This is a genomic window from Rhodoferax sp. U11-2br (assembly GCF_018619435.1).
GTDB lineage: Bacteria > Pseudomonadota > Gammaproteobacteria > Burkholderiales > Burkholderiaceae_C > Rhodoferax.
This window is the reverse complement of record NZ_JAHFZF010000023.1, coordinates 57,320-79,345: the sequence shown is the minus strand read 5'-3', so window position 1 is coordinate 79,345 and position 22,026 is coordinate 57,320. Positions and strand designations below refer to the sequence as shown.

Sequence of the window (22,026 nt, the reverse complement as noted above, 5' to 3'; positions counted from 1 at the left end):
TGGGTACATGGCCGCTATTGCAGCCATCTTGGGTTAAGCCAGGCTTAAAACCAGGGCCGTGGAGGGGCCGGGAGGGGCTTTCTTAAGCTGCACTTAATCCAGCTTTTTCAGAATGCCTGCAACAACCCTTCACACAGGCTTTTATGACCCTCACCTTGACCCGCCGCACACCTTGGCACCCTGTTTTGCTGATTTTGACCCTGGCACTGTGGCTGGCCACAGCGGGCAACCTGCCGCTGTGGCGTGTCATCTGGCAGCTGCCCGAAACCCAGGGCTGGCATGCGGTGTTGACGGTGAGCACACTGGTGCTGGCGGTGCTGGCATTCACGGTGGCGGTCTTGTGTTTGCTGGTGTGGCCGCGCTGGCTCAAGCCGGTGGCCTTGGTGCTGCTGGCGCTGGCGGCGTCTAGTAGCTATTTCATGCAAAGTTACGGTGTGGTGATCGACGCCAGCATGATTGCCAACGTGGTCAATACCAACACCTCGGAGGCCCTGGATCTGTTGTCCTGGTCGATGTTATGGACGCTGTGCCTGGGCCTGGTGTTGCCCGGGCTGTGGTTATGGCGCCAACCCGTGCGATCCGTGGGCAGCAGGCGCCTGCTGGGGCAACAGTTGGGGACCATGGTCTTGGCCTTGGTACTGGCCGTGGTCTTGCTGTGGCTGTCGTTTCAGGATGTGGCTTCGCTGATGCGCAACCACAAGTCCCTGCGTTACATGATCAACCCGTTCAACACCGTGTATGCCTTGGTTCGCCATGGGGTCGGTCAGGCCGAGCGTTCCCAACAGGTGTTGCAGGCGCTGGGTGAGGACGCCCATGTGGTGCTGCCGGTTGGCAAACCCGGCGCTGCTCCGCTGATTGTGCTGGTGGTGGGTGAAACCGCGCGTGCTGACAACTTTGGCCTGGGCAGTTATGCCCGCGACACCACGCCCGAGTTGCGCCAGTTGCAAGGGGCGGGTGACTTGGTGTACTACAGCCAGGTCAGTTCCTGCGGCACCAACACCGAAACATCGGTGCCCTGCATGTTCTCGCACCTGGGGCGCAAAAACTATGTGGGCAACGGTGCGCGTTATGAAAACCTGCTGGACATCCTGCAGCATGCCGGGCTGGCCGTGCTCTGGCTGGACAACCAGTCGGGCTGCAAAGGTGTCTGTGACCGGGTGCCACACGCCGATACCCATGAGCAGCGAGGAACAGCCCTCTGCGACGGGGATGAATGCCTGGATGAAGCGTTATTGCGCCAGCTGCCAGCCCAACTGGCGCAACTGGACCCGGCCAAACGCGCCCGTGGCACCGTGGTGGTGTTGCACCAGATGGGCAGCCATGGTCCGGCCTATTTCAAACGCTCCACACCGGCGATGAAGGCGTTTTTGCCGGAGTGCAACAGCAACGCCTTGCAGGACTGCCCGAGGCAGCAACTGGTCAACGCCTACGACAACTCCCTGCGTTACACCGACCACTTTCTGGCGCAAACCATCCACTGGTTACAAACGCAAGCCCCCGAACAGCCGACTGCCTTGATGTATGTCTCTGACCACGGTGAATCATTGGGCGAAAAAGGCCTGTACCTGCATGGCATGCCCTACGCGCTGGCACCGCAAGAGCAGACCCATGTGCCGATGCTGATGTGGTTCTCCAAATCCCTGCAACAGGAGCGTGGCCTGCAGATGAGCTGCGCCCAGGCCCAGGCCAGCAAACCCTGGTCACACGACAACCTGTTTCACACCGTGCTGGACCTCTCCGGTGTACAAACCCGGGTCGCTCAAGCCAGGCTAGACATGTTATCTGCGTGTGACCGCAAGCTCTTGTGAAACGCGATTAATCCGCTGTGGGGGCGACTTCGATCCCCAGCTCAGCACACAGCCGGTTGACCGTGGCCCGCAGATCGGCCACCTCGGCCTCTAGGCGTGCTACACGCTCCAGTGCCAGGCCTTCGGTCTGACGTGCTGAGCCCGCGCCGGCCCACAAAGCCTCATCCACCGGACCACACAGCAGATGCGCCCAGCGTTGCTCACGGGCGCCCGGGGCTTTGGCCAGTTTCACCACCAGCGGGCCACCTTTCTCGTCGGGGCGGTCCTGCAGTTCTTCCAGGAAACCCTCCACCGAGGAGATGTCGGCAAACTTGTACCAGCGCTCGCTGTTGAGGCGCAACTCGGCGGCGGTTTGTGGGCCGCGCAGCATCAGCAGGCCCAGCAGCACCGCCGACTGTTCCGGCACACCCAGGCCACGCTGGGCGTTGTGCTCAAAACGGGTGACCCGGCTGCCACTGCTTTCACGTACCAGTTGCTGCGTTTTGAGGCTGCTGACCGCGTCGGCCACCTCGGCCTCGCTCAGGTTCATGAGCGGGTCGCGGCTGCTTTTCTGGTTGCAACCGAGCATCAGCGAGTTGAGCGACAGCGGGTAGCTGTCGGGCACGGTGCGGGCTTTCTCCATCAAGGTGCCGAGCACACGTGCCTCGGTCGGGGTGAGCAGGACAGCAGGCGCAGGTGGGGTGACCGGTGCGCTGCCAAAGGGGGGAGGGGTCAAAGTCATAATTCAGCCAAGTATGAAAAACATCGTTATTTTGATCTCAGGCGGCGGCTCCAACATGTTGGCCATCCTCAAAGCCGCACAACGCGACAACTGGGCCGCCCAGTATCAGGCCCAGGTGGCGGCGGTGATCAGCAACAAAGCCAGCGCGGGTGGGTTGGTCCTGGCACGCGCGCACGGTGTGGCCACCGAGGTGCTCGAGCACACCAGCTTTGCCAACCGCGAGGACTTTGATGCGGCGCTGATGCAGCACATCGACAGCTACGCCACCCCCGGCAACCCGCCGTTGGTGCTGCTGGCGGGGTTCATGCGGATCCTCACCCCTGGGTTTGTCAACCACTATGCCGGGCGGCTGGTCAACATCCACCCCTCGCTGCTGCCCGCTTTTGCCGGGCTCAACACCCACCAACGTGCGATTGATGCGGGCTGCCAGGTGGCCGGTGCCACGGTGCATCTGGTGACCCCTGAGCTGGACCAGGGCCCGATCCTGGCGCAAGCCGTGGTGCCGGTGTTGCCGGGGGACAGTGCGGACACGCTGGCGGCACGTGTGCTCACACAGGAACACCTGATCTACCCACGGGCGGTGCTGCAGTTGCTTTCGAGGTAGCTCCAAGCGGTCGTCAGCTGATTGTTTTGAGGGAAACTTCACAAAACAGGCACGTCTGGCGTTCTAGCTTTTGGGGGACCCAGGTGCCGGCATCCATGAGGGTGCATCTTGGCGCAACGTAAACACCTCCTCGCCACAGCAGTCTCAAGCGGCTCATGCCCGCAAAGGGGGGCAAGACGCCAAGCCGCTGAGCAAGGTTGAGTTGGCGTTGGGTGCTGCGCTATGAATAGCTGGTAGCCCTTGCTGTATAAGGGTTGGAAGCCAATTTGTCTTGAAAGATAAGATATCGAGGCGTTCACCCAACCGCTGCTCTGCGTCAGCTTGGACGTGGTGACATGGGCTAAAAGGTATTCGTCATGGATATAAAAGCATCAAAAATGAGCCGTCTCGCAGGGGCTTCCTGTGCCCTGGTGTTGGCCAGTGGGTCACTGTTGGCGTCGGAGCAGGCGCTGGTGTTGCAAACGCCAACCGGCGAGCTGCAGGGCACCTTGACCGTCCCGGCCGATGTGTCAAAACCCCCGGTGGTTCTGATCATTGCAGGGTCCGGGCCCACCGACCGTGATGGCAACACACCGTTGGTGGCCGGTCAAAACGACAGTTTGAAGCTGCTGGCTGCGGCACTCAGGGACATCGGCATCGCTTCGGTCCGTTATGACAAACGCGGCGTGGCAGCCAGTGCCAGCGCGGCCCATGATGAGTCTGACCTGCGTCTGGAGCACTATGTTCAGGATGCTGCATCCTGGGTCACCCATCTGGCCAATGACGCACGGTTTTCTGGCGTCACCCTCCTGGGGCACAGCGAAGGCTCCCTGATTGGTTTGCTGGCCGCGCAACACAGTCCGGTGACAGCCTTCGTGTCCATCGCCGGTCCGGCGGAGCAGGCGTCTGTGGCGTTGCGCCGCCAATTGCAGGGGCGGCTGCCGCCCGATCTGGCGCAGCGCAGTGAGGCCATTCTTGCGGCGCTCGAAACGGGTCGTACGGTCCGTGATGTGCCAGCATCGCTGCTGGTCTTGTACCGCCCCAGCGTTCAGCCGTATCTGGTGTCCTGGTTCAGGTACACACCCACGATTGAGACGGCGAAACTGCGCGTGCCGTGTCTGATTGTGCAGGGTGAGACGGACATCCAGGTGGGTGTGGCGGATGCCGAAAAACTACATGCTGCCAACCCGCGCTGTGTGCTGCGCGTGATCCCAGGTATGAACCACGTCCTGAAAACGGTGGCTGCCGACACAGACCAACAAATGGCGTCTTATGCCGACCCGACACTTCCTCTTGCCAGCGAGCTGGTGCAGGTTCTTGCCCAGTTTTTTGATGGGCAACCCATGCGCGCCGCAGCCACTGCACCGCGCTGACGCTGCCTGAGTCTCGGCCCACCCAGAGGCTCTCGGCCTCTGGGTGAGGCAAACGCTTTAGTGAATCCGCATACCCGGCTGGGCGCCCGGGAAAGGCTCCAGCACATAGATGCCGGGCTGGGTTTTTTCGTCAGCGTGGCTGGCGGCCAGCACCATGCCTTCACTGACACCAAACTTCATCTTGCGTGGTGCCAGGTTGGCCACCAGCACGGTGAGTTTGCCCGTCAGGTCCTCGGGCTTGTAGCAGCTGGCAATGCCTGAAAAGACGTTGCGGGTCTTGGGCTGACCGGCCTCGTCCACCTCGCCCACGTCGAGGGTGAGTTGCAGCAGTTTGGTAGAACCAACTACCGCCTGGCACTGGACAATTTTGGCAATACGCAGGTCGATCTTGGCAAAGTCGTCAATGCTGATGGTCGGCGCGATGGCTTCACCACCAGGCAACTGGTTTGCTGCATTTTCCATAGCTATAGGCTCTTTATTTACCTGGTCTGGAGGCTCAAACAAGGCATCAAGTTGGTCTGTGGTGACACGTTGCATCAGGTGTTGGTAGGTGCCAATCACATGGCCAGTGGGCAGCGGCTCGCCGACATTGTTGAAGGTCAAGGGCGCGATGTTGAGGAAAGTTTCCACCTGTTGTGCCAACTGCGGCAGCACCGGCTTGAGGTAACAGGTCAAGATGCGGAAGGCCTTGATGCAGACGGTGCACACCCCTTGCAGGCGCTCTTCCTGCCCCGGCTGTTTGGCCAGGTCCCAGGGTTTGTTGGCGTCCACATAGGCGTTGACTCGATCGGCCAGCAGCATGGTTTCACGCAGGGCCTTGGCATATTCGCGCTCTTCATACAGGCGCTCAATGCTGACCCGTTCAATGCGCAACTGGTGCAGCAGGGCGGCGCCGTCTTCTGGCACCTCACCGATGCGGCCTTCAAAACGTTTGCTCAGGAAGCCGGCGGCGCGTGACGCAATGTTGACAAACTTGCCAATCAAATCGCTGTTGACACGGGCCATGAAGTCGTCGGCGTTGAAGTCGATGTCTTCGTTGCGTGCGCTGAGTTTGGCGGCCAGGTAGTAGCGCAGCCACTCGGGGTTCATGCCCAAGCTCAGGTACTTGAGCGGGTCCAGCCCGGTGCCACGGCTCTTGCTCATCTTCTCGCCGTTGTTAACGGTCAAAAAGCCGTGCACAAACACGTTGTCCGGCGTCTTGCGGCCGCTGAATTTCAGGGTGGCGGGCCAGAACAGGGTGTGGAAGGTGACGATGTCCTTGCCGATGAAGTGGTACTGCTCCAGCGCGGGGTTGGCCATGTAGGCCTCATAGTCCAGGCCGCGTTTGCCGAGCAGGTTTTTGAGCGAGGCTAGGTAACCAATCGGGGCGTCCAGCCAGACGTAGAAGTATTTGCCCGGCGCGTCCGGGATCTCGATGCCAAAGTAGGGCGCATCACGGCTGATGTCCCAGTCGCCCAGGCCTTCGCTTTGTGTGCCGTCGGGATTGGTGCGGATGCTGAACCATTCCTTGATCTTGTTGGCGACCTCGGGCTGCAGCTTGCCGTCCTGCGTCCATTGCTCCAGAAAGGCCACACAGCGTGGGTCGGAGAGTTTGAAGAAAAAATGCTCCGAGCTTTTGAGCTCCGGCCTGGCACCTGACAGGGCCGAGTAGGGGTTGATCAGGTCGGTCGGGGCATACACCGCGCCGCAGACCTCGCAGTTGTCGCCGTACTGGTCTTTGGCGTGGCATTTGGGGCACTCGCCTTTGATGAAGCGGTCTGGCAAAAACATGTTTTTCTGGGGGTCGAAAAACTGCTCGATGGTGCGGGTTTCGATCAACGAACCTTCGGGGTTGTCACGCAGGTCGCGGTAGATCTGGCGTGCCAACTCATGGTTCTCTGGGGCATCGGTGCTGTGCCAGTTGTCAAAACTGATGTGAAAACCGTCCAGGTAGGGTTTGCGGCCAGCTGCGATGTTGGCCACAAACTGCTGCGGCGTGACCCCGGCTTTTTCGGCGGCGATCATGATTGGCGCGCCGTGTGTGTCGTCAGCGCAGACAAAATCGATGGCGGTGCCCATCATGCGTTGGTAACGCACCCAGATGTCGGCCTGGATGTACTCCATGATGTGGCCGATGTGGAAATTGCCATTGGCGTAGGGCAGGGCGGTGGTGACAAAGAGTTGGCGGGTCATGAGGCGGGATCTTTCAGGGACAGCCGACCATTTTAGTCGGGTAGGGGGTGGCTCTGCCGCGCCGGGTTGGCTCAGCGCAGGCGCAGTGGGTCGCGGCGGCGTTCGGGGTGATGGGGCGCAGGCAGGGTCGACCCTGGCGCTGCTTGGGGCGCGGCTTCAGGATCGGTCCAGTCAAAAAACCTGCAGATCTCGGCGCGTTGGCGCATCGCGTCCTTGTGGCCCAGGGCCATCAGTTCGCCGGTGTAGCCGGGTTCAAACAGCAGGTAACTGGCCAGGGGCGCGCCACGTTCGTCCGAGGTTTGGGACGACACCCCCAGGCTGCCCAGCACACTGCGCACCGCTGGGGGTAACTCGTTGACATGTCGGGCGGCAATCACATCGAGCTGTTCTGAGGGCGAAATCAGCAGCAGTTCGACCGGGCGCAGGTTGCTGGCCGCACGCATCTCGGGCGGCACCAGGCTCAGGGTCTGGTTGATGCGTCGGATGCGTTCGATGTCCACCGCCAGGGCGTCCAGGAAAATATTGGCCAGCGCGTGCCCTGCAATCTGTGCCAGGCTCGGATAGCTGCCGACATCAGCCACCGTGCCCTGTCGTTTGGGCTCATGCACCCGCCCGGCGCCAATCACACAGATGCGCTGCGCGCCGAGGTGGATGGCCGGTGCAATCGGTGCCGACTGGCGCATGGAACCGTCGCCGTAGTAGGCGGTTTCACCGTCCAAGCGCAACGGCATCGCCGGAAACACAAAGGGGATGGCGCTGGAGGCCAGCAGGTGTTCGTGGGTGATCTTGTCACGCAGGCCACGGCGTTGTGAGCGGGTCCAGGGTTGCAGGCGTTTGTCACCCTCAAAAAAAGTGAAGTGTTCACCGGTGGTGTAGCTTGACGCGGTGACAGACAGCGCCTGCAGGTGGCCGTCACGCACCAGCGAGGGAATACGCTCCAGCGGCACCATGCGTGTGAGCAATTCGGCCAGCGGGCTGTTGTCCAGCAAGGATTTGGGTTTGACCCGGCGCCACCGGGCAATCAGCCAGCCCATGGAGAGCAGGGTCATCCACTTGGCGCCCGAGCGCAGCATGCTCACCGAGTCGGCCAGGTACACATGGTCGGCATGGAAGCCACGCCAGACATTGGCAATGCGGTGCACGGTCTGGTCAAAATGGTCGGCACCACAGGCCAGCGAGGCGGCGTTGATGGCGCCCGCCGAGGTGCCACTGATGATCGGAAACGGATTCGGGCCGTTTTGCTCACCACAGATCTGGCGCAGTTCGGAGATGGCCTCCAGCACCCCCACCTGGTAGGCCGCACGGGCGCCGCCGCCTGAGAGCATCAGGGCTGCGGTGGTTTCTGCGGCGGGTGGTGCCGGGCTGATGGAGGCGGGGTACAGAGGCATGCGTGAATTATGTGCAGCAGTTGGCCACGCCCCAAGCGCAAACAGCGTGTTTTGCCGCGTGTTTCGGGATTACCCTGATTCAGCCGGTGTCAAAACGGGACATGGCGTCTTGGCTAGACTCACCGTTTTCGGAGAAACCTATGACCGTGACTGACCAAACCATCCTGGATGCCCTCAAAAACGTGACCGACCCCAACACCGGGCGTGATTTTGTGTCGACCAAAGCGCTCAAGAACTTGGTGGTGCGTGCGGGGGAGGTGGTCTTTGATGTGGAACTGGGTTACCCCGCCAAAAGCCAGGTTGAGGGTTTGCGCCAGGCACTGATGGCTGCGGTGAAGACCGTGGCCCCCACGGTCTATGTGTCGGTGAATGTCACGACCAACATCACAGCCCATGCGGTGCAGCGTGGTGTGCAGCTCTTGCCCGGCGTCAAAAACATCCTGGCGGTCGCCTCCGGCAAGGGCGGCGTGGGCAAAAGCACCACTGCCGTCAACCTGGCGCTGGCACTGGCCGCTGAGGGTGCCCGCGTCGGTCTGCTCGACGCCGACATCTACGGCCCCAGCATCCCGATGATGATGGGCATCAGCGGCCGCCCTGAGAGCGCCGACGGTAAGACCATGGAGCCGCTGGAGAACCATGGGGTGCAGGTGATGTCCATCGGCTTTCTGGTGGCTCAGGACGAGGCCATGATCTGGCGCGGCCCGATGGCGACCCAGGCGCTGGACCAACTGTTGCGTCAAACCAACTGGAAAGACCTGGACTACCTGATTGTGGACATGCCGCCCGGTACCGGCGACATCCAGCTTACCCTGGCACAGAAGGTTCCGCTCACCGGTGCGGTGGTGGTCACCACACCGCAGGACATCGCGCTGCTGGACGCCCGCAAAGGCATCAAGATGTTTGAGAAGGTGGGCGTGCCGATTCTGGGCATTGTGGAAAACATGGCGGTGCATGTGTGCAGCAACTGCGGCCATGTGGAGCATATTTTTGGTGCCGACGGCGGCAAGAAGATGGCCGCCGAGTACGGCATGGATTATTTGGGTGCCTTGCCGCTCAAGATGCAGATCCGCCTACAGGCCGACAGCGGCCAGCCCACCGTGGTGGCAGAGCCAGACGGCGAAGTTGCCGTGCTGTACAAGGCGGTGGCGCGCAAGGTGGCGCTGGCGATTGCTGCCAAAAACAAGGATTTCTCCAGCCGCTTCCCGGCCATCAAGATCTCAAAAGACACCTGAGTGACAGAGGCGGTTGGCGCCGTCGTCGCTTGTTCCGGCCTTGTTACCCGGCTTGGTTATGCATGGCAGAATCTGCCTGAAGCAGACTAAAAAAGCGAAGTAACAAAAGGCCAACGCTATGCATCTCTTGACGTTGTTGGTAGTGTTGGGGGCACTGATTGCAGGCTCGGCGCCCATGGCACAAGCAGGTGTCGCCGGGACCCCCAGCGTTGGGGAGGCGTCTGGTCGTCTGCGCCGTGTCCAAACCGCCAAAGCCGTTCGGGTCTGTATCTGGCCGGATTACCACGGCATCACCTACCGCAACCCCAAGACCCAGCAACTCTCAGGCATCGACATCGAGATGGCGCAGGAGCTGGGCAAGGACCTGGGTGTGGCGGTGGACTTTGTTGACAGCTCTTTTGCCAAACTGGCCGACGACTTGCTGCAAGATCACTGTGATGTCGCCATGTTTGCGGTTGGCATCACCCCTGAGCGGCAAAAACTGCTGCGTTTCACGCGGCCCCATCTGGCCAGCGACATCTATGCGGTGACCTCCAAAACCAACCGGCGCATCCGCAGCTGGGCCGACATTGACAAAGAAGGTTCGGTGGTGGCTGTGGCGCAAGGCACCTTGCATGAGCCGGTCATGAAGAATCGGCTCCAGCATGCGCAGCTGATGGTGCTCAACACACCGTTTGCCCGCGAGCAAGAGGTCCAGGCCGGTCGTGCCGATGTGTTCATGACCGACTACCCCTACAGCCAGCGCTTCCTGGCCAATGCCGACTGGGCGCGTTTGGTGGCGCCCGACCATGCCTACCATGTCACCCCCTATGGTTACGCCATGGCGCCCGGTGACGACGCCTGGTATGCCCTGCTGGAGCGTTTTGTCAGTGACATCCAGAGTGACGGGCGGCTGTTGGCCGCAGCCCAGAGGTATCGGCTTGAGCCGATTGTGGTGCGTTGATGGCGGGTGAGAAGTTTCCCCGGGGTCGGTTTTTCCTGATGCTCAGCGCGTTCATCGGCGCTGTGCTGTGTATCACCGGCTACACCTTGTGGCTGTTGCGCAGTGATGCGCTGGCCAGCAGTTTTCAGCAGTCGGCCCTGATGGCGCGCAGTTTTGAGAACGCCCTCACACAAAGCCTCAACGCCACCGGCCAGGCCGCCTCCCAGGCTGTGTCTGTTGCGCGAGGCAAGGCTGGTTTGCGTGACGTAGAGGCCGACTTTGCCCAGATTCTGCGCGGGGCGCCCCATTTGCGTTCGCTGTCGCTGATCAACAGCCAGGACCGCATTGTGGCCAGTTCCAACCCCGCCAATGTGGCGCAACAGGTGCCAACCAGCGACTACCTGCCGCTGATCCATGGCCCCCAGACCGTGTTGCGCCTGGGCACACCGTGGCTGGGGCGCGACTTTGCCGCCGGGCGGGCGGCCGAGGTGGGTGTGGGGGCAGGTGCGGCGACCGATGGTGTGTCGACCCTGATTCCGGCGACCCTGCCATTACAGGGCAGCGAGGGTTTGCGGCTGTTGGTTGCGCTGAACCCTGACTACTTTGTCAACCAGATGGCGCAGCAGCTCGATGGACCGGTGGGGATGGTCGAGGTGTTGCGATTGGATGGCGCTCGCCTGATGACCACCAATCCAGAGATGCCTGTTGGTCAGACGGCTTACGGAAAGGCTTTGGCACTGCGTTTTCAGGAGCGCGAGTTTGGTCAGTTTGAGGCCGAACTGGGTCAAGCAACCTTGACCGCCTATCGGGTGTCGACGCTGTATCCGTTTGTGGTGCTGACCCATTTGTACCGCGAGGTGGCGCTGGCGCGCTGGGTCACCGAAGTCACCACCGTGCTGGGTGTTTTGATACCGGTGCTGGTGGTCTTGAGTTTTCTGGCTTGGGGTTTGTATCGGCGGCAATGGCTGCTGCAGCTGCAGCGTGCCGAGTCCGAGCGGCTGCAGCGTGTCAACGCCGCTTTTGTCTTTACCCATATCCGTGAAGGCATTTTGATCACCCAGGCCGATGGCAGCATCATCGATGTCAACGACGCCTTTGTGCGCATCACCGGCTACAGCCGGGCAGAAGTACTGGGGAAAAATCCCCGGTTCCTGAGCTCGGGGCGCCAGGATAAGGCGTTTTACGAGGCCATGTGGTCCGAGCTGCTGGCCACAGGTCAATGGCGCGGCGAGATCTGGAACCGGCGCAAGGACGGTGAGGTATTTGCCGAATTGCTCACCATCAGTGCGGTGCCTGACTCGCAGGGCAAGGTGCAGCAGTTTGTGGCGGTGTTCAACAACATCACTGCGATCAAGGCTTACCAGGACGAACTGGAGCATTCGGCGCGTTACGACCCCTTGACCAACCTGCCCAACCGCGTGTTTCTGGCCGACCGCATGCGCAGCGCCATGACCCAGGCCCAGCGCCGCCAACTGCTGCTGGGGGTGGTGTTTATTGACCTGGACGGCTTCAAGGCCATCAATGACCACCATGGCCATGAAGCCGGTGACCAGATGCTCATCACCCTGGCCGAGCGCATGCGTTTGAGCTTGCGCGAGAGTGACACGCTAGCGCGCAACGGAGGTGATGAGTTTGTGGCCCTGCTGGCTGATCTGGCCGCCCCGGCCGATGCGATGCCAACCCTGGAGCGGTTGCTGGAGGCGGCGTCCCAGCCCATGGACTGGCGTGGTCAGACCTTGACGGTAACCGCCAGCATGGGCATCAGCTTCTTCCCGCAGGCGAGCAAGCGCACGCGAGACGAGCTCTTGCATGAGGCCGACATGGCGATGTACCAGGCCAAGATGGCAGGCAAAAACCGCTACCACCTGTCGCCAGGACCGGTCGTGCCCAGCTGCTCTGAACCTGTGCTGTAGTGCCGCATTGCGCCTCATCGGGCACCTGAGCTGTGTTGTGTCGACCTGGGTGGCGCGGTTTGACACCAGCCGTTCTGGGGTAAAGCGGCGCACCCGCCGGGCTGCGGCGGCGGACTGCGGTATCTTCCAGACATGCGTATTTCTTTTCTGACCCTGGGCTGGCGTTCGTTGTGGCGTGATGTACGCGCCGGTGAGCTGCGTTTGTTGATGGTGGCGGTGGCGCTGGCGGTGGCCGCACTCACCGCTGTCGGCTTTTTCGCCGACCGACTCAAGGGCGGTCTGCAGCGCGATGCTCGCCAGTTGCTGGGGGGTGACGCGGTGGTGGTCAGTGACAACCCGATCCCCGAAGCTTTTCTGGCCCAGGTGCACAGCTTGGGTTTGCAGCGCAGCCAGACCTTGAGTTTCCCCACCATGGCCCGTGCCCCCGATGCCTTGGGCGCCCAGACCAAGCTGGTGGCTTTGAAAGCGGTGCAGGCCGGTTACCCCTTGCGTGGCAGCTTGCGCACCAGCATCACAACCGGTGCCCCCGACACCTTGACACGTGAGGTGCCCAGCCCGGGTGAGGCCTGGGTCGATGTGGCGGTGCTCGACAGCCTGGGCTTGTTGCCTGGCCAGACCCTGATGCTGGGGGACGCGGCGCTGCGCGTGGGCCGCCTGATCGTCAACGAACCGGACCGTGGCGCCGGTTTCATGAGTTTTTCACCGCGTGTGATGATCAACCAGGCCGACCTGGAGACCACCGGCCTGGTGCAGCCAGCCAGCCGCATTAATTACCGGCTGGCGGTGGCGGGTGACGACACCACGGTGCAGGCGTTTGTGGACTGGGTGCAGGCGCAGATTCTGGCCAACAAGGTGCGCGGGATGCGTGTGGACACGCTGCAAGGTGGCCGCCCGGAATTCGGCACCACGCTGGAGCGCGCCGAGAAGTTTCTGAACCTGGTCGCGCTGCTGGCGGCCCTGCTCAGTGCGGTGGCGGTGGCGCTGGCCGCGCGTGGTTTTGCGGCGAGCCATCTGGACGACTGCGCAATGCTGCGGGTGCTGGGCCTGCCCCAGCGCACCATCGCCGGTGCCTACAGCCTGGAGTTTCTGCTGGTGGGGCTGCTGGCCAGTGGCCTGGGGGTTGTGCTGGGTTTTGTGGTGCATTATGGGTTTGTCACTCTGCTCGCCGGTCTGGTGACCACCAGCCTGCCTGCGCCCACTGTGTGGCCCGTGTTGTTTGGTTTGGGCATGGGCCTGACCCTGCTGCTGGCCTTTGGCCTGCCGCCGGTGTTGCAACTGGCCCAGGTGCCACCGCTGCGGGTGATCCGCCGCGATGTCGGTGGGCTCAAAACGGCCTCGGCCGGTGTGCTGGCTGTGGGCTTGATTGGTTTTGCCGCCTTGCTGCTGGCGGCCAGCAACGACCTCAAACTGGGCTTGATTGCGGTGGGTGGTTTTGCCGGGGCCACGGTGTTGTTTGCCGCCCTGAGCTGGCTGGCGGTGAAGCTGCTGCGCTACAGCGTCAACGACAGCACCGCGCCCACCGCGCTGGTGCTGGCCACCCGGCAGATCTCGGCCCGGCCCGCGTTTGCGGTGGTGCAGGTCAGCAGCCTGGCGGTGGGCTTGCTGGCGCTGGTGTTGCTGGTGCTGTTGCGCACCGATCTGATCGCCAGCTGGCGCCAGGCCTCGCCGCAGGATGCGCCCAACCGTTTTGTAATCAACATCACGCCCGAACAGGGCCCGGCCTTCAACCGGGCGCTCAAGGACGCAGGGGTGGCCCAGTTTGACTGGTTCCCGATGATCCGTGGCCGTCTGGTGGCCATCAACGGCCGCGAGGTCAGCCCCGACGACTACAGCGAGGACCGAGCCCGGCGCTTGGTGGACCGCGAGTTCAACCTCTCACACAGCGCCCAACTGCCCGAGCAGAACCAGGTGACAGGCGGGCGCTGGCAGCCCGATGAGGCGGGCACCATCAGCATCGAGCAAGGTATTGCCGACACCCTCAAGCTGGCGTTGGGGGATGAGCTGACTTTTGAGGTGGGTGGCACCCAGGTGGTGTCGCGCATCAGCTCGCTGCGCAAGGTGGACTGGGGGTCGATGCGCGCCAACTTCTTTGCGATGTACCCGGTGGCGCAGCTCGACGGTGTGCCCACCACCTACCTGAGTGCCTTCAAGGCTCCCGCCACCCCTGGTTTTGACAACCAGCTGGTGCGCCAGTTTCCCAACATCACCAGCATCAACATGACCACCACCATCAACCAGATCCAGGGTGTGCTGGATCAGGTGATCGGGGCGGTGGAATACCTGTTTGCCTTCACGCTGGCGGCTGGGCTGGTGGTGCTGTTTGCGGCGGTGACCGCTACCCGCGAGGAGCGCGCGCGCGAGTACGCCATCATGCGGGCGGTGGGTGCCAGCCAGGTGCTGTTGCGCCAGGTGCAGCGCATCGAGCTGGCCGGTGTGGGTGCGCTGGCGGGTTTTCTGGCGGCGCTGGTTGCCAGTGGGGTGGGGTGGGCGCTGGCCAAATATGTGTTTGACTTCAGCTGGTCGGTGTCCTTGTGGGTGCCGCTGCTGGGTGCCCTGGCCGGGGCGGTGTTGGCCTTGGCTGCAGGTTGGTGGGGGTTGCGCGATGTGTTGCGCCGCCCGGTGGTGCAAACGCTGCGCCAGGCAGCGACCTGAGTTACTGCTTTAATCATAGCTATCAGGCCAACAGATATAAGGGCTAGAGGCCAATTTGACCATGAAAAACGAAACAACATCCGGTGTCAGCACCCCATTTGAGAGCCTGCAAGGTGAGGCCAGCGTACAGGCCCTGGTGGACCGCTTTTACGACCTGATGGAACTCGAGCCTGCTTACGCCGAGCTGCGTGCGGTGCATGGCGCCAGCCTGGACGAGGCACGCCAGAAGTTGTTCTGGTTTTTGTGTGGCTGGCTGGGCGGGCCGCAGCATTACACCGAGCGTTTTGGCCACCCGCGCCTGCGTGCACGGCATCTGCCGTTCAAGGTCGGGCTGGTCGAGCGTGACCAATGGCTGGCCTGTATGGCCCAGGCCATGCGCGAGACTGAGGTGCCTGCGGCGCTGCAGACCCAGCTCAACCAGGCGTTTTTCCAGACCGCCGATTGGATGCGCAACCAGCCAGGCTAAACAGTCGGGTGCTGTTGGTGATTTGGTAGCATCGCCGGTGCTTGCGGGGGCGGCCCGCTGGCCAAGCACTCTCTGGAATGTCAATGAAATCTGTGACCGGTTGGGGCGAGCGCTCTCGGCAAGTTCGGGCCGGCAGTGTCATCGGGCTGGTGTTTGGGCTGGTGTTTGCCGCCTTCAACCTGCTCACCCCGGGGCAGTGGGTGTTGGGTTGTGTCGAACTGGCCGCGGTGCTGCTGCTGGTGGCACCGGCCACGGTGTTCGCCAGCCAAGCACACCGTGTTGGCCTGGCCGAGAACCTGTTGCTGGCCTCGGCCCTGGTGATTTTCAGCGCCCTGATTGTGCTGGGCGGGGTCGAAGGCACCGGGCTGTACTGGGTCTACGCGGTGCCGTTTCTGGCTTTTTTCCTCAAAGGACAGTTCATTGGCTGGCTGCTGAGCGCCAGCTTTTTGATGTTGGCTACGCTGTATTTCCTGGCCGGTGGCCCGAGCCTGTCCTGGGCTTACCACTACACCCCGGTGGCCGGCCCACAGTTTTTGATGTCCTTGTTGTTCTACACCTTGATGGCGGCGGCTTTTGACCATGTGCGCAGCCGTTATGCGGCAGAACTGGCCCGGCGCAAAGACCAGGCGGAGGCTGCCAGCCTGGGCAAATCTCGCTTTCTGGCGGCTGCCAGCCACGACCTGCGCCAGCCCGCCCACGCGCTGGGCATGTTTGTGGCACGGCTCACCCAGTTGCCCCAGCAAGACGCCGCCACCCGCGAGTTGGTGGCCGGGGTGGATGCCTCGGTGCGTGCGCTGCAGGAGATGCTGGATGCCTTTTTTGACTATTCCCGGCTCGACGCACCGTCGATGGAGGTGCGGCTGGCGGCTTTTCCGGTGAACCAGTTGCTGGACCAGCTGCGCATCAGTTTTGACGCCATGGCCGCTGCCAAAGGGCTGCGCCTGCACATCCGCCCCTCACCGATCTGGTTGCACAGCGACCCGGTGTTGTTGCACCGGGTGTTGCTCAACCTGCTCAGCAACGCGGTGCAGCATACCCACCGGGGCAGTGTGCTGGTGAGTTGTCGCCCGGGTGCTGGCCACACCCAGGCGCGTATCGAGGTGTGGGACAGCGGCATCGGCATCGCGCCGGAGTACCACGAGAAAATTTTTCAGGAATTTTTCCAGATCAGCAACCCCGAGCGTGACCGCCACAAGGGCCTGGGTCTGGGTTTGAGCCTGGTGCAGCGCGCCTGCCTGCTGCTGAACCACCCGGTGACGCTGCGTTCCCAGCCGGGCTGTGGCACCCGCTTTTGTGTGCAGGTGCCCATGGTGCCCGCACCCGCAGTGGTGGCACCGGTGGCGGTGCCCAAGGACCCACCCGGCAGCGAGCTGGCTGGCCTGCGGGTGCTGCTGATTGAAGACGATGCCCTGGGTGGTGTGGCGCTGGCCGGTTTGCTGCGCAGTTGGGGCTGTCAGGTCACCAGCGCGGTGGACGTGCCAACTGCCTGCGCGCTGGTGAGCCGCTCACAGCCGCCGGCGTTTGTGCTCAGTGACTACCGGTTGCCCGGTGTCTACAACGGCATCGACGCGATTTGTCTGCTGCGCCAGACCCTGGGTGCAGACCTGCCCGCCTGTGTGATCAGTGGCGACACCGAGACCAGTGTGCGCCAGCAGGTGCTATCGGCCGGGTTGGTGCTGCTGCAAAAACCGGTGCGCCCGGCCAAGCTGCGCAATCTGTTGCGCCATGCGGTGCAAAGCCAAGCTGCTGCGGCTTGAGCCGCTCAGCCCCTGCTGGCCATCAGTAGCACCACCAGCGCACCAGCGCCGCCATCTGCTGGTTTTGCCTGGACAAAGGCCAGTACCTCGTTTTTTTGCACCAGCCAGCTGTGCACCCGGCTTTTGAGCACCGGCACCTTGCCGGGTGAACCCAGGCCCTTGCCATGCACCACCCGCACACAGCGGATGCCGTGTTTGTGGGCGTCACGGATGAACTGGCCCAGGGCCTCGCGGGCGTCGTCGCGGCGCAGGCCGTGCAGGTCCAGCTGGCGCTGGATGCTCCAGTCGCCACGGCGCAGTTTGCGGGTCACATCCACCCCGATGCCGGGGCGGCGAAAACTCAAGTGCTCGTCGGTATCGAGCAGGGTGCTGACATCGAATTCGTCGCTGATGGCTTCTTTGAGTACTGCTTTTTCGTCCTTCTGGTATTGCATCGCCAGCGGCACAGCCCGCTCTTTTTTGTGGAGCACATGACGCTTGTCTGGCAAGGGCTGGACCGCGCCAGCGGCCCGAATGAAGAGGTCGCGGTCAGACGCCGCCTGTTTGACCGCCTTGACCTGCGCACTGGCTTGGGCGACGCGCTGGCGGGCCTGCTCGGCAATCGCTCGTTTGACAATTTTCAAATCGGTCAGGGCCTTGACCTTGACCGGCGCTGTCGGCAAGGCCGCCGGGGCCGGGGCGTGGCTGTGCAGCACTCCCAGGGGCTGGGCAGCTGGTTTGGCCCGGCTCACAGCAGCCCTCTCTCGGCCATGGAGAGCGCCTCGCCGGGGGCCACGATGACGTGGTCCAACACCCGCACATCGATCAGCGCCAGCGTGGTTTTGAGGGTCTGGGTCAGCATCTCGTCGGCGCGGCTGGGTTGCACCGTGCCACTGGGGTGGTTGTGCGCCAGCACCACGGCGCTGGCTCGGTGGTGCAGCGCGCGCAACACCACTTCGCGTGGGTAGACGCTGGTTTGCGTGAGGGTACCTGTGAACATTTCTTCCAAAGCAATCAGGCGGTTTTGCACATCCAGGAACAACACCGCAAACACCTCGTGCTGGCGTGCCGACAACTGCAATTGCAGGTAGTGTTTGACGGTGTCGGGGGTGTCAAAAACGGTGCGTTCCTGCAGCTTTTGTGCCATGGCGCGTCGGGCCAATTCGAGGACCGCCACCAGCTCGGCGCGTTTGGCTGGCCCCAGGCCTTTGACCCGTTGGAGGTCGTCGGCGCTGGCGTTGAGCAGCCCGGCGATGCCGTCAAAACCGGCGCCCCCATCGGCGCTGGGTTTGAGCTGTAGCAGCTCTTGCGCCAGCTGCAGCACCCCTTTGCCAACGATGCCGGTGCGCAGCAGCAGGGCCAGCAACTCGACATCGCTGAGCGCGCCGGGGCCGCGCGCCAGCAGCTTTTCGCGCGGACGGGCATCGGGGGGCAGGTCTTTGAGCGGCATGGTCTGAAGTCGACTTGGGGTGGCGCAGGGCAGGGGGCTTTTACAATGCGGGCAGTTTATGCGCTGATGTGCCCTGGTTTGGGTTCTGGGGCTTTGTGGCCCTGCCACCGGTGCCGCCGCACGGACAGCGTTTTCTTTTTTGGTTTCCTTTTCAGGTACAGGATCAGCATGACAAGCACCGTCGCCAGCGTTTCACCCGGCTCTTTTTTGACCCTGCATTACCGCTTGAGCGGCTCGGCCGGTGTGGTGGTCAGCACCTTTGAGGGTTCACCTGCGACCCTGACGCTGGGCACCGGGCAGCTGTCCCCCGCGCTGGAGGCGGCTCTGCTGGGGCTGCCCGAGGGCACCCACACCACCATCGAGTTGCCCGCAGGCGCGGCGTTTGGTGAGCGCAGCGCCGACATGGTGCAGTGGATGGCACGCCAGGAGCTGGTGGAGCTGGGTGTGCAGGACGAGCAATACGCGGTGGGTGAGGTGCTCAAGTTTCCCACCCCCGACGCGCAGGGCGAGTTTGCCGGGGTGATTCTGGGCTTTCGCAGCGATGCCAAGGGCGACGCGGTGCAGCTCGATTTCAACCACCCGCTGGCGGGTCAGCCGGTGTTTTTTGAAGTGCAACTGATCGGGGTGTTGTGAACATGCCTGCCGCCGCTGTTCAAAACATCCTGCTGGCCGAGCCGCGTGGTTTTTGCGCCGGGGTGGACCGGGCCATCGAGATCGTTGAAAAAGCGCTGACCAAGTTTGGCGCGCCGATTTACGTGCGCCATGAGATCGTGCACAACACCTATGTGGTGGACGACCTCAAAGCCAAGGGTGCTATCTTTATTGAAGAGCTCGATGACGTCCCACCGGGGGCGACGCTGGTTTTTTCGGCCCACGGTGTGAGCCGCGCGGTGCAGCAGGAGGCCGAGCGCCGGGGTTTTCAGATTTTTGACGCCACCTGCCCGCTGGTGACCAAGGTGCATGTGGAAGTGGCCAAGCTGGCCAAAGAAGGGTATGAGTTCATCATGATCGGCCACAAGGGCCACCCCGAGGTGGAAGGCACCATGGGCCAGCTCGATCACGGCATCCACCTGGTCGAAGAGGTCGAGGATGTGGCCCGTGTCAGCCCGCGCCAGACCGAACGGCTCGCGGTGGTGACCCAGACCACCCTCAGTGTGGACGACGCCGCCCACATCGCTCAAGCCATCAAGGTCCGATTCCCGATGGTGCGTGAACCCAAACACCAGGACATTTGTTACGCCACGCAGAACCGCCAGGACGCGGTCAAACTCATGAGTTCGCAGGTCGACATCGTGATTGTGGTGGGTAGCCCGACCAGCTCCAACAGCAACCGGCTCGCCGAGGTGGCGCGCAAACTCGGCACACCGGGTTATATGGTGGACCGGGCTGAAGACCTGCAGCCGCAGTGGTTTGAAGGCTGCAGCCGCGTCGGTTTGACCGCCGGTGCCTCGGCGCCCGAGATCCTGGTGCGCCAGGTGGTGGAGCGCATCAAGGCACTCGGTGCGGTGTCGGTGCAAACCATGCCGGGTCAGCCCGAGACGGTGAAGTTCCCGTTGCCCAAAGGGCTGCGGCTGGACCTGGATGACGAGGCCGCTGCGCCTGTTGCCCGATCTTGATGCTATACGAATCATAGTAATCACCCCCTATTTCATAAGGGCTAGAGCCCAATTTTTCATATAAAGCCATGTTAGACATCAACCTGCTCCGCAAAGACCTGCCCAGCGCCGTGGCGCGCCTGGAAACCCGTAAAACCCCGCAGACTTTCCTGAATGTGGAAGCCTTCACCGCGCTGGAAACCGAGCGCAAAACCATCCAGATGCGCACCGAAGCCCTGCAAGCCCAGCGCAACGCAGCCAGCAAACAGATCGGCATGCTCAAAGGCAAAGGCTTGCATGACGAGGCCGCTGCGGCCATGGCCCAGGTGGGCGGTATCAAGGACGAGCTCGACGCCTCGGCCACCCGGCTCGACCAGATCCAGGCCGAGCTGCAAACCCTGCTGCTGGCTGTGCCCAACCTGCCGCACGAAAGTGTGCCGCTGGGTGCCGACGAACACGGCAATGTGGTGGTGCGCAGCTGGGGTACACCACGGACGTTTGACTTCGAGATCAAGGACCACGTGGATGTGGGCACACCGCTGGGCCTGGACTTCGAGATGGGCGTCAAACTCACCGGTTCACGCTTCACCGTGATGAAGGGCCAGGTCTCGCGCCTGCACCGGGTGCTGGCCCAGTTCATGCTGGACGTGCAAACCCAGGAACACGGCTACACCGAGTGTTACACCCCCTACATCGTCAATGGCGAAACCCTGCGTGGTACCGGTCAGCTGCCCAAGTTTGAGGGTGATTTGTTTGCCGCAAAAAAGGGCGGGCAAGAAGGTGAAGCACAGCCCGACAACACCGCGCTGTACCTGATCCCCACGGCCGAGGTGCCGCTGACCAACTTCGTGCGTGATGTGGTGCTCGCTGAGTCGGAGTTGCCGATGCTGCTCACCGGCCACACCCCGTGTTTCCGCTCGGAAGCCGGCAGCGCTGGGCGCGACACCCGCGGCCTGATCCGTCAGCACCAGTTTGACAAGGTCGAGATGGTGCAGATCGTGCATCCCGACAAGAGCTACGAAGCGCTCGAAGTGATGACGAAGCACGCCGAAGCCATCCTGCAAAAACTCGGCCTGCCTTACCGCGTGATGAGCCTGTGCACCGGTGACATGGGTTTTGGCGCCGCCAAGACCTATGACCTGGAGGTCTGGCTGCCCGCACAAAACACCTACCGTGAAATCAGCTCGGTCAGCAACTGCGAAGCCTTCCAGGCGCGCCGCCTGCAGGCCCGCTTCAAAAACGCACAAGGCAAAAACGAGCTGGTCCACACCTTGAACGGCTCGGGTCTGGCGGTGGGTCGTACGCTGGTGGCGGTGCTCGAGAACTACCAGAACGCGGACGGCTCGGTCACCGTGCCTGAGGTGCTTCGGCCTTATTTGGGTGGCCTGGACACCCTGCGCCCTGCCTGATTTCTGGTGACGGGGTGACTGGTTTGGCCCGCCACACCCCCCGAGCCATCTGCCTCATCGGTGCTGAGTGCACCGGCAAAAGCACGCTGGCCCGGCAGTTGGCAGCGCAGACCGGTGGCCAGGTGGTGCCCGAACTGTTGCGTGACTGGTGTCAGACCCGGGGCCGCACCCCCCGGGTCGATGAACAAGCTGCCTTGATGCAGGCGCAGATTGATGCAGAAAATCAGGCTCTGAACCTTATAGGTAAAGGGCAAGGTGCTATGCTTTTTTGTGAATGTGGACCCTTGCTGACGGCGGTCTACAGCCAGTTCTATTTTGCGGACGACAGCCTGCTGGCCGCCGCCCACTTGCACCACCGGTCGTACGCGATGACACTCTGGCTGCAGCCGGATCTGCCCTGGATGGCCGATGGCCTGCAGCGCGACGGCTTGGCGGCGCAGGCGGCGGTGCAACATGTGCTGGGTCAACAACTGGCCCAACACAGACCGGTGGTCGCTGTCAGCGGGGTGGGGCCGGCCCGGTTGCAGGCCGCAATGTTTGCGCTACATCATGAAACCTGACGATTTTCTTACAGGTGCGGGTTAACCCTTAGGATAATAGGGCCCG

The 22,026-nt window shown here is 62.5% G+C and carries 18 protein-coding genes; 13 read left to right on the top strand and 5 right to left on the bottom strand.

The features are described from left to right. Positions 1–143 precede the first annotated feature (143 nt). A complete protein-coding gene (locus KKO72_RS14825; protein WP_251140677.1) occupies positions 144–1,808 on the top strand; it encodes a phosphoethanolamine transferase in 1,665 nt (554 codons plus the stop codon). A 7-nt stretch (positions 1,809–1,815) separates the two neighbouring features. Here the strand turns inward: KKO72_RS14825 and KKO72_RS14820 are convergent, their stop codons facing one another. After that, on the bottom strand, positions 1,816–2,430 hold the full coding sequence (locus tag KKO72_RS14820) for a DUF480 domain-containing protein (RefSeq protein ID WP_251140680.1): 615 nt from the start codon (positions 2,428–2,430) through the stop codon (positions 1,816–1,818). Positions 2,431–2,542: 112 nt separating this feature from the next. Here KKO72_RS14820 and purN point away from each other — a divergent pair, with 112 nt between their 5' ends. Next, positions 2,543–3,133 (top strand): phosphoribosylglycinamide formyltransferase, encoded by a 591-nt coding sequence (gene purN / locus KKO72_RS14815; RefSeq protein ID WP_214939976.1) that lies wholly within the window; start codon positions 2,543–2,545, stop codon positions 3,131–3,133. 377 nt (positions 3,134–3,510) lie between these two features. Continuing rightward, the gene (locus KKO72_RS14810) at positions 3,511–4,485 is read left to right on the top strand and encodes an alpha/beta hydrolase (RefSeq protein ID WP_214939974.1); all 975 of its coding nucleotides are present in this window, start codon (positions 3,511–3,513) and stop codon (positions 4,483–4,485) included. A 57-nt stretch (positions 4,486–4,542) separates the two neighbouring features. Here the strand turns inward: KKO72_RS14810 and metG are convergent, their stop codons facing one another. Both metG and KKO72_RS14800 read right to left on the bottom strand, forming a co-directional pair. Continuing rightward, positions 4,543–6,657 (bottom strand): methionine--tRNA ligase, encoded by a 2,115-nt coding sequence (gene metG, locus KKO72_RS14805; RefSeq protein WP_214939971.1) that lies wholly within the window; start codon positions 6,655–6,657, stop codon positions 4,543–4,545. A gap of 71 nt (positions 6,658–6,728) precedes the next feature. Next, positions 6,729–8,045: a patatin-like phospholipase family protein gene (locus tag KKO72_RS14800; protein ID WP_214939968.1), complete on the bottom strand. Its 1,317-nt coding sequence runs from the start codon at positions 8,043–8,045 to the stop codon at positions 6,729–6,731. Between the two features lie 140 nt (positions 8,046–8,185). Here KKO72_RS14800 and apbC point away from each other — a divergent pair, with 140 nt between their 5' ends. The 6 genes from apbC (at position 8,186) to KKO72_RS14770 (ending at position 16,987) form a co-directional block, all read left to right on the top strand. Next, a complete protein-coding gene (gene apbC, locus KKO72_RS14795) occupies positions 8,186–9,277 on the top strand; it encodes an iron-sulfur cluster carrier protein ApbC (RefSeq protein ID WP_214939965.1) in 1,092 nt (363 codons plus the stop codon). A 118-nt stretch (positions 9,278–9,395) separates the two neighbouring features. Continuing rightward, the gene (locus KKO72_RS14790) at positions 9,396–10,220 is read left to right on the top strand and encodes an ABC transporter substrate-binding protein (RefSeq protein WP_251140676.1); all 825 of its coding nucleotides are present in this window, start codon (positions 9,396–9,398) and stop codon (positions 10,218–10,220) included. Further along, complete coding sequence (locus tag KKO72_RS14785; protein WP_214939962.1) at positions 10,220–12,112, top strand: diguanylate cyclase domain-containing protein; 1,893 nt, start codon at positions 10,220–10,222, stop codon at positions 12,110–12,112. Before KKO72_RS14790 ends, KKO72_RS14785 begins: the two co-directional genes overlap by 1 nt. A 132-nt stretch (positions 12,113–12,244) precedes the next feature. Further along, positions 12,245–14,764, top strand: a complete 2,520-nt coding sequence (locus KKO72_RS14780) for an ABC transporter permease (RefSeq protein WP_214939959.1) — start codon at positions 12,245–12,247, stop codon at positions 14,762–14,764. Between the two features lie 61 nt (positions 14,765–14,825). Beyond that, positions 14,826–15,230: a group II truncated hemoglobin gene (locus KKO72_RS14775; RefSeq protein WP_214939956.1), complete on the top strand. Its 405-nt coding sequence runs from the start codon at positions 14,826–14,828 to the stop codon at positions 15,228–15,230. An 83-nt stretch (positions 15,231–15,313) separates the two neighbouring features. Continuing rightward, positions 15,314–16,987 (top strand): hybrid sensor histidine kinase/response regulator, encoded by a 1,674-nt coding sequence (locus KKO72_RS14770; protein ID WP_214939953.1) that lies wholly within the window; start codon positions 15,314–15,316, stop codon positions 16,985–16,987. Between the two features lie 5 nt (positions 16,988–16,992). Here KKO72_RS14770 and KKO72_RS14765 read toward each other — a convergent pair whose 3' ends face one another. Together KKO72_RS14765 and radC are read right to left on the bottom strand one after the other, a co-directional pair. Further along, positions 16,993–17,679: a Smr/MutS family protein gene (locus KKO72_RS14765; protein ID WP_214939991.1), complete on the bottom strand. Its 687-nt coding sequence runs from the start codon at positions 17,677–17,679 to the stop codon at positions 16,993–16,995. Between the two features lie 35 nt (positions 17,680–17,714). Then, positions 17,715–18,416 (bottom strand): DNA repair protein RadC, encoded by a 702-nt coding sequence (radC, locus tag KKO72_RS14760; RefSeq protein WP_214939951.1) that lies wholly within the window; start codon positions 18,414–18,416, stop codon positions 17,715–17,717. A 168-nt stretch (positions 18,417–18,584) separates the two neighbouring features. On the opposite strand from radC, the gene KKO72_RS14755 reads away from it, so the two are divergent. From KKO72_RS14755 to KKO72_RS14740, 4 genes are all read left to right on the top strand, one after another. Further along, a complete protein-coding gene (locus KKO72_RS14755; protein ID WP_214939948.1) occupies positions 18,585–19,049 on the top strand; it encodes a peptidylprolyl isomerase in 465 nt (154 codons plus the stop codon). 2 nt (positions 19,050–19,051) lie between these two features. After that, positions 19,052–20,032 carry a 4-hydroxy-3-methylbut-2-enyl diphosphate reductase gene (gene ispH / locus KKO72_RS14750; RefSeq protein ID WP_214939945.1) on the top strand — a complete coding sequence of 327 codons (981 nt, stop codon included), beginning with the start codon at positions 19,052–19,054 and terminating at the stop codon, positions 20,030–20,032. Between the two features lie 68 nt (positions 20,033–20,100). Beyond that, positions 20,101–21,420 (top strand): serine--tRNA ligase, encoded by a 1,320-nt coding sequence (gene serS / locus KKO72_RS14745; RefSeq protein ID WP_214939943.1) that lies wholly within the window; start codon positions 20,101–20,103, stop codon positions 21,418–21,420. A 14-nt stretch (positions 21,421–21,434) separates the two neighbouring features. Continuing rightward, positions 21,435–21,980, top strand: coding sequence for an ATP-binding protein (locus tag KKO72_RS14740; RefSeq protein ID WP_214939941.1), 546 nt, complete (start codon positions 21,435–21,437; stop codon positions 21,978–21,980). Positions 21,981–22,026 lie beyond the last annotated feature (46 nt).